At 41.5% G+C, this 15,699-nt stretch carries 12 protein-coding genes; 4 read left to right on the top strand and 8 right to left on the bottom strand.

The window, feature by feature from the left end; all coding sequences use genetic code 11:
* Positions 1–30: 30 nt before the first annotated feature.
* On the top strand, positions 31–1,809 hold the full coding sequence (locus MTP24_RS01105; RefSeq protein ID WP_243532396.1) for an ABC transporter transmembrane domain-containing protein: 1,779 nt from the start codon (positions 31–33) through the stop codon (positions 1,807–1,809).
* On the opposite strand, the gene MTP24_RS01100 is transcribed toward MTP24_RS01105, so the two are convergent.
* On the bottom strand, positions 1,806–2,438 hold the full coding sequence (locus MTP24_RS01100; RefSeq protein WP_243532392.1) for an OmpA family protein: 633 nt from the start codon (positions 2,436–2,438) through the stop codon (positions 1,806–1,808). The genes MTP24_RS01105 and MTP24_RS01100 overlap by 4 nt on opposite strands.
* Positions 2,439–2,616: 178 nt before the next feature.
* Between MTP24_RS01100 and chrA the strand changes: the two genes are divergently transcribed.
* On the top strand, positions 2,617–3,771 hold the full coding sequence (gene chrA, locus MTP24_RS01095) for a chromate efflux transporter (protein ID WP_243533648.1): 1,155 nt from the start codon (positions 2,617–2,619) through the stop codon (positions 3,769–3,771).
* Here chrA and MTP24_RS01090 read toward each other — a convergent pair.
* Genes MTP24_RS01090 through speA form a run of 4 tightly spaced genes read right to left on the bottom strand, consistent with a single transcriptional unit; the run spans position 3,734 to position 8,748 of the window.
* Positions 3,734–4,990: a mechanosensitive ion channel domain-containing protein gene (locus tag MTP24_RS01090; protein WP_033019818.1), complete on the bottom strand. Its 1,257-nt coding sequence runs from the start codon at positions 4,988–4,990 to the stop codon at positions 3,734–3,736. The genes chrA and MTP24_RS01090 overlap by 38 nt on opposite strands.
* Positions 4,987–5,907 (bottom strand): acetyltransferase, encoded by a 921-nt coding sequence (locus MTP24_RS01085; RefSeq protein WP_243532390.1) that lies wholly within the window; start codon positions 5,905–5,907, stop codon positions 4,987–4,989. The genes MTP24_RS01090 and MTP24_RS01085 overlap by 4 nt, the downstream gene beginning before the upstream one ends.
* 18 nt (positions 5,908–5,925) lie before the next feature.
* Positions 5,926–6,810, bottom strand: coding sequence for an acyltransferase (locus MTP24_RS01080; RefSeq protein WP_243532389.1), 885 nt, complete (start codon positions 6,808–6,810; stop codon positions 5,926–5,928).
* A gap of 57 nt (positions 6,811–6,867) precedes the next feature.
* Positions 6,868–8,748 carry a biosynthetic arginine decarboxylase gene (gene speA, locus MTP24_RS01075; protein WP_243532386.1) on the bottom strand — a complete coding sequence of 627 codons (1,881 nt, stop codon included), beginning with the start codon at positions 8,746–8,748 and terminating at the stop codon, positions 6,868–6,870.
* A 197-nt stretch (positions 8,749–8,945) separates the two neighbouring features.
* On the opposite strand from speA, the gene speE reads away from it, so the two are divergent.
* Entirely contained in the window at positions 8,946–9,809 is an 864-nt protein-coding gene (gene speE / locus MTP24_RS01070) for a polyamine aminopropyltransferase (protein WP_010557736.1), read from the top strand.
* Between the two features lie 51 nt (positions 9,810–9,860).
* Here the strand turns inward: speE and MTP24_RS01065 are convergent, their stop codons facing one another.
* From MTP24_RS01065 to MTP24_RS01055, 3 genes are all read right to left on the bottom strand, one after another.
* Positions 9,861–11,462, bottom strand: a complete 1,602-nt coding sequence (locus MTP24_RS01065; RefSeq protein ID WP_039038373.1) for a methyl-accepting chemotaxis protein — start codon at positions 11,460–11,462, stop codon at positions 9,861–9,863.
* Positions 11,463–11,531: 69 nt separating this feature from the next.
* On the bottom strand, positions 11,532–12,764 hold the full coding sequence (locus MTP24_RS01060; protein ID WP_243532384.1) for a hypothetical protein: 1,233 nt from the start codon (positions 12,762–12,764) through the stop codon (positions 11,532–11,534).
* Positions 12,754–13,380, bottom strand: coding sequence for a methylamine utilization protein (locus MTP24_RS01055; protein ID WP_033035406.1), 627 nt, complete (start codon positions 13,378–13,380; stop codon positions 12,754–12,756). Before MTP24_RS01055 ends, MTP24_RS01060 begins: the two co-directional genes overlap by 11 nt.
* Positions 13,381–13,542: 162 nt before the next feature.
* On the opposite strand from MTP24_RS01055, the gene MTP24_RS01050 reads away from it, so the two are divergent.
* Positions 13,543–15,579 (top strand): glycoside hydrolase family 97 protein, encoded by a 2,037-nt coding sequence (locus MTP24_RS01050; protein ID WP_010557740.1) that lies wholly within the window; start codon positions 13,543–13,545, stop codon positions 15,577–15,579.
* Positions 15,580–15,699 lie beyond the last annotated feature (120 nt).

The following is a 15,699-nucleotide window of genomic DNA, read 5'->3' as shown; positions in this document are numbered from 1 at the left end:
CTATACCTCAACTTATAAAAAGAATCCACTATGCCAAACAGTACCCCCGCAACCGAAAAAGCTGCCTTTAGCAGTTTATTGCCTATTTTTGCATTTATAAAACCCTATAAATGGATGGTTATAGCAGCCCTTGGCGCTTTATTAGTAACGGCTGGCGTTAACTTATCGCTAGGCCAAGGCGTTAAGTTTGTTATAGATCATGGCTTTATTGCGGGCTCTCAAGCGCAACTTCAACAAGCAGTATTGGTACTTATTGGTTTAATTAGCTTATTGGCTGTAGGCACTTTTAGCCGCTTTTATTTAATGTCGTGGATTGGCGAACGAGTCAGTAACGATATTCGTAAAGCCGTGTTTAATCGCATTGTTACCTTGCACCCAAGCTACTTTGAAGAAAACCGCAGTGGCGAGCTTATGTCGCGTTTAACAACCGACACCACTTTGCTGCAATCAATTATTGGCTCATCGTTTTCTATGGCGCTGCGTAGCGCGTTAATGCTGGTTGGCGGTTTGGTCATGTTATTAATTACCAACTTAAAACTTACGCTCGTAGTGGTTGCGTGTGTGCCACTGGTATTAGTCCCGATGATGGTATTTGGCAAAAAGGTGCGTAAGCTTGCAAGCTCGAGTCAAGACGCCATTGCCGATATAAGCACCTATGCCGGCGAGATCATTCAAAATATTAAAGTGGTACAAAGCTATAGCCACGAAACACAAGAGCAAGATGCTTTTGCACTTGAAACCGAAAAAGCCTTTAACGTTGCCAAAAGCCGCATTAAACAGCGCTCGTTTTTAATTGCCGCTGTAATATTTTTAACCTTTAGTGCCATTAGCGCAATGCTTTGGGTTGGCGGCAGTGATGTACTGGCAGGCACTATGACCGGGGGGGAACTGGGAGCGTTTGTGTTTTACGCTATTATGGTAGCAATGTCGGTGGCAACGGTTGCTGAAGTGTACGGTGAACTACAAAGAGCGGCAGGCGCAGCCGCCCGCTTACTTGAATTACTTGCGGTAAAAAGTGAAATTGAAAATCCTGAAAACCCGCAAGACGCTCAGCTACAAAATAACGCAAGTTTACCTGCAATCTCGCTTGAAAATATCAGCTTTAATTATCCGTCTCGCCCGGATGTCAGTGCACTTAACAAAATAAGCTTAACCATTTCGCAAGGTCAAACAGTCGCTATTGTTGGCCCATCTGGCGCAGGTAAAACAACCTTATTTGAGCTACTACAGCGCTTTTACGACCCAGCTAGTGGCGCAATAAAATTTCACGATATTGATATTAAGTCGCTCTCTTTAAACACTCTGCGCGATAAAATGGGCATGGTGGCACAAAACCCTATTTTATTTAGCTCAGATGTAATGCATAACATTCGTTACGGTAATCCAAACGCCACTGATGAACAAGTATACGCTGCTGCAAAACATGCTCATGCTGATGAATTTATTAAACAATTACCACAAGGCTACAACAGCTTTTTAGGCGAGCAAGGCGTTAGGTTATCCGGTGGTCAAAAGCAGCGTATTGTTCTTGCTAGGGCTATTTTAAAAGACCCTGAAATACTCCTTCTTGATGAAGCTACCAGCGCACTTGATGCGCAAAGCGAGCACCACGTTCAAGCCGCGCTTGAGCACTTAATGCAAAATAGAACCACACTTATAATTGCGCATAGGCTAGCAACAGTTATCCACGCAGATATGATTGTAGTCATGGAAAATGGCGAAATTATTGCAACGGGCACTCACCAAGAATTAGTAGCAAGTAACCCGTTGTATCAAAAGCTGTGTGAATTACAGTTTAATAAGGATTAACCCTCTGTGTTTGGCACTATTTGAATTTCTACACGGCGGTTTTGAGCACGGCCATTTGCATTATCGTTAGTGGCAATTGGGCGTGTTTCACCAAAGCCGCTAGTGCTAATGCGTGCTGCCATAATGTCTTGGTTCGCTAAGTAAGCTTTTACACTTTGAGCACGTTCGCGCGATAAGTTCATGTTGTAGCTATCTTGCCCTGTGCTATCTGTATGCCCTTCTACGCTTAGGTAGGTTTTTTCATACTTATTCATAACTTTAGCAATGGCGTTTAGCGTATCGTTAAACCCTGTTGAAATGTATGATTGGTCGGTTGCAAACGTAATATTAGAGGGCATTACCAAGCGTAAGTTATCGCCTTCGCGTACTACCTCAACACCCGAACCAGCTAATTCATCACGAAACGCTTCTTCTTGCTTATCCATGTAGTCACCTACAGCAGCACCTGCTAATGCGCCAATAGCAGCACCAATAAATATACGCTTATCTTTGTGGTTACCCGTTGCTTTACCCAACACGCCACCAGCAGCTGCACCAATTGCCGCGCCTTTGCCGGTGTTATTCATTTCGCAACCTGAAAGTAATACGGCTACCACTGTAACGCTTAAAAGTGATTTTGATAATGTCATGATGATGTCCTATTCATTTAGAATTTAGCAACAGTATGAAATTACCTGTATGAACAAACTATGAAGTGCGTAACAATCGCCTTATAATTTTGTTATTAACCCTACAAAATTGAGTTTTAATAAATATGTCACATTCCTTTGTGACAATTTAATGAATTCAAAAAAGGATAAAAGCGCAATGCTAATTGCTATTTTTAGACAGTTTTTTTTACTTGGCTGCATGAGCTTTGGTGGTCCAGCGGCACACTTAGGCTATTTTAAGCGCCACTTTGTAGATACACTAAATTGGATCACTAACACACGCTACGCGCAATTAATTAGTTTAAGCCAAGCGTTGCCGGGGCCTGGTTCGAGCCAAGTAAGCTTTGCTATTGGCGTTGAACGCGCAGGGATATTAGGTGGTATTACCGCGTTTGTTGGTTTTACGCTGCCATCTTTTTTAATTATGGTGATACTGGCCATTAGTGCACACCAATTTGATGCCGTTTACTATGCGATTATTGCGGGTTTAAAACTATTTGCCGTGGTCATCGTAGCTGATGCCACACTGTCTATGGCTAAAAGCTTTTGCACAAGTGCGGTGCTAAAGTTACTTGCCGTATTAAGCACCTTAGCGCTTGTACTACTTCCGGTGTTAAGCACGCAAATTGCAGTTTTAGTTATTGCTGCATCTATTGGTGCTATATGGCCTTTATTAAAATTAGGCGAGGCAAATCAAAATACGAATACCAATACAAAAAGTAATATTAACTGGGTTGCGCTGAGCTTATTTGCATTGTTACTGGCAATTAGCTTTGCCCCGCTTGGAAAAGAATTTGCATTATTTGCGCCTTTTTACCAAGCAGGCGCTATGGTGTTTGGTGGTGGGCACGTTGTATTACCCGTATTGCAAGCTGGTGTACCTGCGCTGAGTGATGACCAATTTTTAAGTGCTTATGCCAGCGCTCAAGCAATCCCTGGCCCTATGTTTACTATTGCTACTTATTTAGGTGCACAACTTAATACTGCGCAGCCTTTATTTGGCGCACTGGTTGCTACGTTATTAATTTTTGCACCCGGCTTTTTATTGATGTTAGCATTTCAAAAAAGCTGGCTTAACTTGGCTAATAAACCGCGTTTTGCTAGTTCAATTGCCGCACTTAATGCCGCCGTTGTGGGCTTTTTGGCCGCAGCTTTATACTCACCTATTTGGACATCGGCAGTGCACAGCTGGTTACATATTGGGTTAGTTGTTGTAGCTTTTGCATGGCTACGACTTAAAAAGCCACCTATTTGGTGGCTATTAATATTATTTATTAGTGTGGGTCTTGCACAGCATTATTGGGCACTTTAATACTGGGCTTTTCAGTTTGCCCTGCATTGGTTGGTGGGCTTAACTGCCCACTCACACTTTGATAGGCGCGCAATCCAAAAATAGGCAGCACGGCAAGTAAGTGATCCATTATTTCGGCTTGCAAATGTTCGTAAGAAATCCAGCGCTTATCTTCACTAAAGCAGTAAAACTCAATAGGTAAACCGTGGTTTAAAGGTTGAAGCTCCCGCACCATTAAAGTAAGCGAAGAGTTTATTTTACTATGCTGCTTTAAATACCCTTCGGCATAACGACGAAACAGCCCTAAATTAGACACAGGCTCTGGCAATGTCGATACACGAATATACTCGTGCAGCGGAATAGCGGCGTCTATTTGCGCTCTAAACTCGTCGTTTACTAGGCAAATGCTGTTCATATCAATATTGAGTGAGCGCTTAATACGCCTTCCACCCGACTCCTGCATACCACGCCAGTTTTTAAACGAGCCTGCCACCAGCATGTACGTAGGAATAGTCGTAATAGTGTTATCCCAGTTGCGTACTTTTACCGTGTTTAAGCCTAAGTCTATTACCTCACCATCGGCGCCATAATTATCAACTTGTATCCAATCACCATAAGTAACTAATCGGTTAGCCGCAATTTGTATACTGGCAACAAACCCTAAAATCGTATCTTTAAATACTAATAAAGTGACGGCGGCAATCGCACCAAAACCCGAAAGAATATACGTCGGTGATTTTTCAAGCACAATACTAACAATTAAAATGCCACAAACAATAAAGGTAATTAGCTTTACAACTTGCACAAGGCCCTGAATGGGGACTTCTCGAGCAAAGTCTAATTGGTTATAAATAGCAGCCGCAAGACTAACAATACTGCTAATAATAAAACCGGTATAAATAATTAATAAAGCTTGGCCTATGGTTTTAAGTATTTCAGCCGCTAACTCACCAACCGGATATACACTATCGAAGGTGGCTAAAAACAGTACACAACACAGTAGCCCAGCAATACGCTTATTAAGCTTAGTTAACATTGGAGAAAGCGCGCCAATACGCTCAGGCGATAACTTAGTAACCACCTTTTGAATACCTGGCAGCATAAGCCTGCGAGTAAATAAATACACAACAAATAACGAACAAATGCCAATGGCGGTAGCCGTTAGTGCACTAAAAAAAGCAGCGTCGGGGACGTTTTCAAACCAAGGGGCAATTAGCTCTTGTATATGGGTGTTGGTCATAGTGTTTTGGCTTCCTTACTAATTTGTGCATCTGGCATAGCTTGCTGAGCATAAATACCTGCCAATTGCTTATCTTTTGCAACCCATAAGTCGTTCACATACTGTTGAAAATTAGCTTTGAACGCTTCATCTGTTTGGTAACTACCTAACATAGTGTCGGTAATAGCCATTACATCAATTGATACGTGAATAGAGTCTAGCTCACCTTTTAATAAGTTGCGGCACACATGATCTGACTTACCGCTATAGACCAAACTGGTATTTAACATAGCATCAAACTGGGTTCCGAGTACCTCAAGTGCAAATGCAATTCCGCCTGCTTTTGGCTTTAGTAAATGCTTAAACGGGCTTTGCTGTTGTGCATGTTTAGCGGGGGTATAACGCGTTCCTTCAACAAAGTTGATAATAGTTGTTGGATGGTTACGAAAGTTACGACAGCTGTTTTTGGTACGCTCTATGTCTAACCCTTTAAGCTTTGGGTTTTTAGCTATTTGCGCTTTGCTTACACGTTTCATAAATGGCATTCCCATCGCCCACGCACCTGTGCCAATAAATGGCACATATTTTAAATCGTCTTTTAAAAAAAACTTAGGAGCGGGTAACGCATGCATCGAACTGAGCACCGTAATATCTAACCAACTCATATGGTTACAAATTAGTAAGTACCAACTTTTTGAGTTTAAATCACCTTTTACATCAATTTTAATGTCTGGGCAGCCTAACCATAAACCCAATCGATTACCATTACACCATCCCCGATAAGCGCTATGTAATAAACGATTAACAGCATGAATAGGCAGTAATAGTTTCACTAATCCTAAAAGTAATACCAACACGCCAAAAATTATAAGGTTAGTAAATAATACGCAGCCTACAATTAGGCCGTTTAGCCAATTTGGTAACCATTTTTTTAGCATAACTGTAAGCTCACCGTGTTATTTTGTACTTGTTGGGGCATCAAGTGATTGCAATGTTTGTTCTTTTTCTTCCCATAAACGGTTTAACTCGCCTTGAAAACGAACTCTAAATTCAGAATCACCCGTGTAATCACCAATTAGCTCGTCACTTACTGGCATGACATCCACGTGTACATTAATATTTTTTACTTTCCCACCAGCAAAGTCCATAAACGTAGGAATACCGTCAGGGTAATGCAAAGTAACATTCACTACTTGAGAAATTTGCTCACCCATTGCTTGCATAACAAAGGCAATGCCACCAGCTTTTGGTTTTAATAAATGCGGAAATGGGCTTTGCTGTTTTGCATGTTTACTTTGTGTAAAGCGCGTACCTTCAACAAAGTTAACTACCGTTACAGGCATTTCTTTAAATTTTTCGCAGGCTTTACGTGTTGTTTCTAAGTCTTTGCCACGTAATTTAGGGTTCTTTTTAAGCTGACTTTTGCTCGTGCGCGTCATAAATGGAAAGTCGAGCGCCCACCAACATAAGCCCAAAATAGGCACATAAATAAGCTCTTTCTTTAAAAAGAAATTTAAAAACGGAATTTTGCGATTAAATACGCGCTGCAATACTAAAATATCAACCCAGCTTTGATGATTGGCAATCACCAAATACCAATCTTTTAGTTTCAGAGAATCCAAGCCCGTCACGTTAAGTTTTGTTGGTGTAAACAGCCGCTGGTTTAAGGTATTAAACGACACCCAAATAGTGGCGCACTGTTTAGCAATCCAGCTCAATAACTTTTGTAATGGTTTAATAGGAATAAGCTTTAATAAGCCACAAATAAAAATAGGTATAAACCAAAAAAGTGTGTTTAATGCATAAAAAATAAGACTAAAAACACTACGAATAACTGACATTACTTCTATTCCTTTAACGGTGCGCAGCAGCAAACACTGCGCTTTTATACTTAAAAATTAATCTTCAAAATAGGTGTAGCCTTCAAGCCCTGCATTGAGTTCGGCCAGGTAACTTGCTTTACACTGCTCTGAGGCATCTAGTTTATTAATTTGAGAAGCAAAATTTTCGGCTAAAATAGCGCTATCGTAATCAACAAACTTTAATACATCCTTAACGCTATCACCTTTTATGGCATTGGTTAATACATAGCCGTCGTCGTTTAGCTCAACATGCACTGAATCGGTATCGCCAAATAGGTTATGTAAATCGCCTAAAATCTCTTGATACGCGCCCACCATAAACATAGCAAGGTGGTATTGTTCGCCATGCTTATATTCAGGGATTGGCAAGCTGGTTTCAATACCTGCACCTTCAACGTATTCGCGTATTTGCCCATCCGAGTCACAAGTAATATCTTGAATAATGGCGCGCTGAGTAAGCGGTTGCGTTAAGTTTTCGATTGGCATAACCGGAAACAGCTGCTGTATGCCCCACACATCTGGTAACGACTGAAACAGTGAAAAATTAACAAATAGTTTATCGGCTAACTTTTCATTTAAATCGTCGAGTACTTCTCGGTGTGCGCGGGCGTTATTGCTAAGCGACGCACGTACGCGATGCAAAATAGTAAAGTAAAGCTGTTCTATTTTCGCCCACTCTAGCATGCTTACTAAACCGTGTACGTACTGATCGTGTGCTTCGCTAAATAAGTGCATCGCATCGTGATAAATTTCGAGCGCCATACGCGGATTCAAACGCTGTAAACATTGCCACATTTCATCAAGCACTAACACGCTGTTTTCAAGCGGTGGTTCAGGATTTAAATGATTGGGTGCTTTTTCAACGTCAATCACATCGGTAATGAGTACCGCATGATGGGCTGTTAAAGCGCGGCCTGACTCGGTAATAATAGCTGGATGGGTTAAATCGTGTTGGTCGCACACTTCCGCAAACGCATTTACTACGTTACGGGCGTACTCTTCCACTGTGTAGTTCATTGAGCACGCACTGCGAGAGCCCGAGCCTTCATAATCAACGCCTAAACCGCCACCTACATCAACCGTATTCAGTGGTACGCCTAGCTGCGTTAGCTCTGCAAAGTGACGCGCACACTCACGAAGCGCGCGGTGTATATCACGAATATTGGCAATTTGAGAGCCAATATGAAAATGCACCATTTGCATTAAGTGTAATTTATTGTGTTTTTTAAGTACTTCTACTGCACTTAATACTTGCCCTGCAGTTAAACCAAACTTACCTTTTTCGCCACCGGTATTTTGCCACTTACCTTTACCCACCGAATTTAAGCGTATGCGAATACCAATTGCAGGCTCTATGCCTAAGTTATCTATTTCTTCAAGTAAGGTGGTTAGCTCTGATAGCTTTTCGACCACTATTTTTACGCTGTGCCCCATGGCCTGACCAATGCACGCTAAACGTAAAAATTCGCTGTCTTTGTAGCCGTTACATACAATGGTAATTGGCTCTTTTGCCACACCTAAAATAGCCATTAGCTCAGGTTTTGAACCCGCTTCAAGACCAACTAAACCACTTGGGTGCGCCAATAACTTACTCACCACAGAGCGCTGCTGATTTACTTTAATAGGATAAACACAGGTGTATTTGCCATTATATTCGCGGCTACTGCGCGCTTTAGTAAAAGCATTAGTAAGCGTATCTACACGATTTTTTAAAATGTCGGTAAAGCGCACTAAAACAGGCAATGTTAGCCCTTGCTGTTTAAATTGCTCTGTTAAGTCTGTTAAAGAGATTGCGGCTTTACTTTGATCGCCGTCGGGGTAGGCAACCAATTCGCCTTGTGCATTGATATCAAAATAGCCATCACTCCAATGAGCAACATTATAAGTAGCACGTGCTGTTTCTAAACCCCAGGTCATGGCAACTCTTCTTTAGTCAATTAGGTATAAAGGCGCATTTTAATACGTCGCTATCCCCTAGGCTAACAAAAATTGAACTTTCACTCACTCCTCACTAACTTTATTCGCTAAATCAGTTAAAATGTCATTGAGCAAACCGCCAAGCACTGGCAGAATTGCCCTTTTTTTACCTTAACCTAAAAAGTGTATCAGCAACTATGGCAAACTTAGATCAAAGTAAGTGGTTTACTGAAATTAGCGACCGCGACGGCAGCGCATTTTCATTACGCATTAACAAAAAGTTAGATGAAAAACAGTCTCCTTTTCAAAAAGTAGAAATGTTCGAAACCACAGACTTTGGTAATTTAATGATCATCGACGGTTGTACCATGGTATCAACCCGCGAAAACTTTTTTTATCATGAAATGATCAGCCACCCTGCACTTTTAGCACACCCAAATCCTAAAAATGTGGTTATTATTGGCGGCGGCGACTGCGGCACGTTACGTGAAGTATTAAAACACCCTGGCGTAGAAAGCGTAACGCAAATTGACATAGACGAAGTAGTCACGCAAATGTCGTTAAAATATTTCCCAGAGCTATGCGAGTCTAATAACGATGCACGCGCTACAGTTATGTTTGACGATGGCATTAAGTACATGCGCGAAGCAGCTGGCGAGTCTATCGACGTTGTTATTGTTGATGGCACCGACCCAGTAGGCCCAGGTGAAGGTTTATTTAACCATGCATTTTACACTAGCTGCTTAAACGCACTTCGCCCTGGCGGTATTTTAGTGCAACAAAGCGAATCGCCACTTATGCATATGCCACTACTGGTTGAAATGCGTGAAGCGATGTTAAGCGTGGGTTTTAACGATTTACAAACATTGCCATTCCCTCAGCCTATTTACCCAAGTGGTTTATGGTCGGTAACACTTGCTCGTAAGTCTGAAGCATTTAATGGTTTTAGAGAAGACGGCGCAGCACACGTTGCAACGCAAAGTGAATACTACAACAGTGGTATTCACCATGGCGCTTTAGCAACACCTAACTTTATGAAACGCGCGTTTGATAAAAAATAATAAGTGTTAATATTCTACAAAGGGAGCTCTACACGCTCCCTTTTTGTTACGTTAAACCTTAAACCGGTTAACTAATCGATTTAGCTCGTCTGTTAACTGCTCCATTTTATTTGATACATCTTGCGTTGTGCGCGCAAGCGACCCACCCTCTAAGGTTTGATCGTTAAGTGATGATAAGTTATGGCTTATTTCATCAGAAACCGTTGTTTGCTCTTCGGTAGCTTGCGCAGTTTGCATAGCCATATCGTTTACTTTAGTAGATGAACTTTGCATAGCATTGAGTATATCGTTAGTTTGCGAAAACGACTCCACAGCATCATCTGCAAATTGCTTACTCTCACCTATGGCATTAATCGACTGCGATACACTCGATGCAAACAACTCAATCATTTGTTGAATATCGTTGGTACTATCTTGTGTGCGCGTAGCAAGCGTTCTTACTTCGTCAGCCACAACCGCAAAGCCTCGTCCGTATTCGCCAGCACGTGCCGCCTCTATTGCTGCATTAAGTGCTAATAAGTTTGTTTGTTCTGCTATGGCACGAATCACCTCAAGGACTTTTGCGATGTTGTCAGAACTTTGTTGCAGCTCAGTAGAGCGCGCCATAGCTTGCTCCATGTTGCTAGAGAGAGAGGTAATTCGCGAACTAGAATTAGCCACCGCACTAAGCCCTTGTTGCGCTAGTTTTAACGAATTATCGGCTTCGCTTGATGACTGCTGTGCAACCCCTGCAACCTCCTTGCTAGCAGTGCTCATTTCATGTACTGCGCTTACAATAGATTCCGACGCTTGTCCCAAGGCTTGGTTTACACTGTTATTTTGGGTAGCCACTTTGCTAAGCTCAACACCTAAACCATTTAACTCTTTAGATTGCTCTAATATATCGCGTATTAATTGCTGTAAGTTATCTAAAAAAGTATTAAATTCGGTGGCTAAGTCAGAAAACTCATCTTTAGACGTTACTTGTATTCGGCCAGTTAAATCGCCATCTCCTGAGGCAATATCACTAATACGCTTAGTTACATAATTAATTTGGCGAGTAAGTTGTTTAGGTACACTGTAACTAAACCAACTCGCTGCAATTAAAATAATAGTAACCACTGTCAGCATCATCATTTTTGTTGAAATGATATTAGATGAAAGCGTGATGATTTCTTGCTCCGAGGTTTTTTCAGCCAGCTCACCGGCTTTATCAAGCCTAATCCTTAAAGTGGCAAATGCTTGCTCTGAATTCGTTTGTTTAGCTTGGCTATTTTTATCATCCATGTAGCTTTTTGACGCTGCAAGCCAAGCATTAAAGTCGTTTTCAAAGCCATTTAGCTCTTTAGCTATACTGGGGTAATCTTTCATTAAAGATAAATACTGATTAATTTTATCAGTAACTTGCATTGCATTTTCTTCGTGCTCTGCCTGGTACTTTTCTGTATTTTTTGAATGAGTTACTAAATTTAATTCGGCCACTTTAGCTTGGTATAGGTCGCGGTCTGCGTTTAAAGCAAGAGACAGCGCCTTAATAAACTTTTCAGACTGCACATCAAGTGCATTTTTTTGTAAGGTTATTAAGTAGGTATACCCCACAATTAACGAGAGTATGGCAAGTCCTAAAACAACTATCGGAAACGACACTTTAACGCGAATACTATGCAAATTCATTTTATCACCCTGCAAGGCCCTAAACGCCTCTTACAAATTAAACCTAAAATTGCAGTAGGTTGATAAAACCTAAAACTTCCATTGCGTGTTAATCATTACTTGCTGCTGCGAAGCTCGCTGCTGCAGCCCCATTGCAACTCTATTGTCTACAAAACTTTTTAGTGCTGAGCCTTCAATACCAATTTGACCATGTTTGCTAAACGCGTAACGCCAAGAGGCTGTTACCCCTTCGCCATTGCTTGCATTTGGGTCAAATACCGTCGTGTCGTTATCGGTTACTTTAAAGTAATCGTACCGCAACGATATTCTATGTTTACCTTCTTTATGGCTTAGCATTAAATAATGGCTGTAAAAGTCGTTATCTATTAATTTGCTATGCCCCATTTCGGTTTTACCGCTTAGTACCTGTGTTATAAAACGCGTTTTATTATTAAATTTATATAACCATGCAGCACTGGTAAAACGTGTATGCCATGCATATTGTCCTGAGCTAATGTTCAGTTTAGTTGGATCGCCATTATTGTCGTAATAATAAACTCTAAATTGTGATTGTTTTAAATAATCCCAGTGTGCACCAAGGTAATAACCAAAGCGCCCATCAACTTCTTCAAATGGTAAAACCTGATTTGCCTGCCAACGCAATGCATATTCGCTAAGTGCTGCAACGGGTGCAAACCTAATACCTTCGTTAAATGTAGTTTGCCTGTCGTGCATGGCAAAGCCACGCCAAGATAGTAACGTGCCTGTAGGGTCGTTACCTTTAAATGTTGCCCCCACTAAACTAAAACTATGCGGGCTGTTAAAACGTTTAGCGGGGCGTTTTATTGTTACCTCTGCGCCAACGGTTCTAAGCTCTTCACCTATCCAACTATTAATTGCTGAATTGGTATAGTTGTAAGGAGATGTCCAGCCAATATCTGGGTTCTCTAACGACATTAGCGGATAAAACCCACCCACTCGTACATGCCACTTATAAGCGCTACTAGTTAATGGTTTATATGTAAAATAGGCTTGTGTTAAACCTAAACCTACATCAGGGTCCTGATTAACGTTTAACACCCCATGAGCAGACCAACTTGTTGCTAAATCGGCGCGCACGTCAATAATACCTTGCGATAATAAAACCCCATCGTTTTTAGCATCGTGTCGGTATAAGCCGGTGCCTCCTTCTTGAAAACTTTTTAGCGTATCACCTTGAACTGCACGCACTTGTAGCAGCCCTTTAACCTGTGCACTGATTGACGCGCTAAATAAAAGCACACTACTAACAACCGCACATTTAAGCATGTGGTTAATAGTCATCAAATTCATCCGTAGCAAAATCAAACTGCTCAGTTATCGCTTGTTTAATTTTATATATAAATGGAGCTTGCCCTATGGTTACTTTTTTAGACTCAACATGACTTATATCGCCAAACCCTGAATGCCAAACATTAAGGGTGTACTCACCTGGCTCTACGGTTAAATTTACATGTCCGCTGTTATCGGTAATATCAAAAATAGGGCTATCAACAACCACAATATAACCAAGCATCCAGTCATGAATGTTACATCCCAACTCAACAACACCGGTTTGATCAAACACTAATGGCGCCTTGGGTTGTTCCTTATATAACTTTAATTCAAACGTTTTTGCCTCAGAAAACGAATACACATGATGCAAAATTGAATCGGCGTTTGGAAATTCCACTTTTGCATTTTGTGGTACAACTAAAATGCGCGGCGTAAACTCCCTATCTTTTTGCACCATAGAATAAAGTGTATCTGCTTGGCTGGGGTCACTAGAAAGCACCTCAGAAGTCAGCCACACCACGGCATTAGCCATAGGCTCGTTTTTATTATTGTTAACCGTGATAGAAACCGCTTGTACCTGCCAAGTTAATAACATGACAATAATTAACGTTAAATATTTGAACATCATCTTACTATTCTTATTTTTCAAATTATTTACAGTATAGACCCATTATGTTACTTATTTCTTTCTATTTTATTGATAAATGAATACGTATGTAGATATTCGTATTTGTTAACAACAGCCTTTATTCTGACAAGTCACACTGACACAGTAAGGATCTCTTAAATGAGAACATCAGCACTTTTGCTTTTCGCTTTTTCGGGCAGCTGTTTTGCACAAACAGCCACATTACAATCGCCCAACGGCAATATTAAAATAACTATTTCTGACGAATTAACGACCCCAAGCTATTCAATCGACTTTAAAAACAAACCGGTTATTAATAGCTCCGCGCTTGGTTTTAAATTTAAACAACAAGCCCCTTTTAGCGAAGGTTTTAAAATAACCCACACACAACAAAACACACAAAACACCCAGTGGCAGCAGCCCTGGGGCGAGCGACAAACCGTTACAGACAGCCATAACGAAGTTGCTGTTACATTTAAAAAACCACAAGGCGGCGTATTTACCGTTAAATTTAGAGCGTTTAACAACGGTATAGGGTTTAGGTACGAAATACCTAAACAACCCGGTTTTGAAAATATAGAAATCACAAAAGAACTTACCGAATTTGCCATTGCCGACAGCCAAAGTGCAACAGCGTGGTGGATCCCAGCCCGAGGCTGGAACCGTTACGAATATGTTTATAACACCACCCCAGTTAACGACGCGCCCTTAGTACACACCCCTTTTACATTTAAAAATAAAGAGGGCGTACACGTTAGCATTCACGAAGCAGCCCTTGTCGATTATGCAGGTATGACCCTTAACCAGCGTCGACCAGGTGTTTTTCAAGCCGATTTAACACCATGGTCTGACGGCATTGCAGTTAAAAAACAAGGCGCATTTAATACGCCGTGGCGTACTATTCAAATAGGCAGCAAAGCGGTCGACCTGATTAACTCCGATATTATTTTAAACCTTAATGAGCCAAATAAATTAGGTGATGTTTCGTGGGTAAAACCGGGTAAATACGTCGGTATTTGGTGGGGTATGCACATAAATACGCAAACATGGGGCAGTGGTGAAAAACACGGTGCTACAACTCAAACAACCAAATACTACATGGACTTTGCCGCAGAATATGGCTTTGACGGCGTGTTAGTAGAAGGGTGGAACATAGGCTGGGATGGCGACTGGTTTTTTAATGGCGATGTGTTTAGCTTTACACAACCCTACGACGACTTTGATATTGAGGAGCTTACTCGCTACGGTAAGCAAAAAGGGGTGCAGTTAATTGGCCACCACGAAACCTCGGGCAATGTAACTAACTATCGCAATCAAATGGAAGATGCCTTTGCCCTATACGAAAAGTCAAACGTAAGCCAAGTTAAAACGGGCTATGTGGCCGATGGCGGTAACATAAAACGCATAGATGAAAACGGCATTGCCCGCCATGAGTGGCACGACGGCCAATTTATGGTTAACGAATATCTTTATAACGTAAAGCTCGCTGCTAAACATAAAATTAGTATTAACACTCACGAACCTATAAAAGACACTGGCCTGCGCCGTACCTACCCCAACTGGATTGCGCGCGAAGGCGCACGTGGGCAAGAGTTTAATGCATGGGGCACACCGCCTAACCCGCCAGAGCATATCTCTATGCTTGCGTTTACCCGCATGCTGGCAGGGCCAATGGACTTTACCCCCGGTATATTTGATATGGGCTTTAATGGCTTAGGCGATGATACAAACCGCCCGCAAACAACACTAGCCAAGCAACTTGCGTTGTATGTTGTACTGTATAGCCCGATTCAAATGGCCGCCGACCTACCTAAAAACTATTTAGCTAAACCTGATGCATTTCAATTTATTCAAGATGTACCAACCGATTGGCAGCAGAGTATTGCGCTAGATGGCGAGGTGGGCGACTTTATTATATTCGCTCGTAAAGAACGAAAACGCGATAAATACTCAGGAAACGATTGGTACTTAGGTGCAGTCACTGACGAAAAAGCCCGCACTATTGAAGTAAAACTCGACTTTTTAGAAAAAGGTAAAAAGTTTGAAGCGCATATATACCAAGACGGTAAAAACGCCGAATGGAAAAACAACCCGTACGATTTAAACATCGAAAAACGCATGGTGACCGCAAACGACAAGCTAACACTAACACTTGCCACCAGCGGCGGCACTGCCATCCGCTTTAAAGCACTTTAAGCTTCACGGTTATATCAGTTTTACAGATATATAAGTGTTACAAATAGCAAACTCCGCACAGGTTACTGTGCAGAGTTTTGTATTTTTATAGGCAGATAAATTTGTGCACTTAAGCCGCCT

Origin of the sequence: Pseudoalteromonas sp. APM04 (genome assembly GCF_022809815.1) — a bacterium.
Classification (GTDB): Bacteria; Pseudomonadota; Gammaproteobacteria; order Enterobacterales; family Alteromonadaceae; genus Pseudoalteromonas; species Pseudoalteromonas marina.
The sequence above is the reverse complement of the archived record's forward strand: the minus strand, read 5'-3'. Positions and strand labels throughout refer to the sequence as shown.

What these genes read in the sequence shown, in the direction of transcription:
- chrA (WP_243533648.1), top strand. Translation starts at nt 2,617, where the DNA reads ATGCTAATTGCTATTTTTAGACAGTTTTTTTTACTTGGCTGCATGAGC.
- MTP24_RS01085 (WP_243532390.1), bottom strand. Translation starts at nt 5,907, where the DNA reads ATGCTAAAAAAATGGTTACCAAATTGGCTAAACGGCCTAATTGTAGGC.
- MTP24_RS01050 (WP_010557740.1), top strand. Translation starts at nt 13,543, where the DNA reads ATGAGAACATCAGCACTTTTGCTTTTCGCTTTTTCGGGCAGCTGTTTT.
- MTP24_RS01100 (WP_243532392.1), bottom strand. Translation starts at nt 2,438, where the DNA reads ATGACATTATCAAAATCACTTTTAAGCGTTACAGTGGTAGCCGTATTA.
- speE (WP_010557736.1), top strand. Translation starts at nt 8,946, where the DNA reads ATGGCAAACTTAGATCAAAGTAAGTGGTTTACTGAAATTAGCGACCGC.
- MTP24_RS01080 (WP_243532389.1), bottom strand. Translation starts at nt 6,810, where the DNA reads ATGTCAGTTATTCGTAGTGTTTTTAGTCTTATTTTTTATGCATTAAAC.
- speA (WP_243532386.1), bottom strand. Translation starts at nt 8,748, where the DNA reads ATGACCTGGGGTTTAGAAACAGCACGTGCTACTTATAATGTTGCTCAT.
- MTP24_RS01055 (WP_033035406.1), bottom strand. Translation starts at nt 13,380, where the DNA reads ATGTTCAAATATTTAACGTTAATTATTGTCATGTTATTAACTTGGCAG.
- MTP24_RS01065 (WP_039038373.1), bottom strand. Translation starts at nt 11,462, where the DNA reads ATGAATTTGCATAGTATTCGCGTTAAAGTGTCGTTTCCGATAGTTGTT.
- MTP24_RS01090 (WP_033019818.1), bottom strand. Translation starts at nt 4,990, where the DNA reads ATGACCAACACCCATATACAAGAGCTAATTGCCCCTTGGTTTGAAAAC.
- MTP24_RS01105 (WP_243532396.1), top strand. Translation starts at nt 31, where the DNA reads ATGCCAAACAGTACCCCCGCAACCGAAAAAGCTGCCTTTAGCAGTTTA.
- MTP24_RS01060 (WP_243532384.1), bottom strand. Translation starts at nt 12,764, where the DNA reads ATGACTATTAACCACATGCTTAAATGTGCGGTTGTTAGTAGTGTGCTT.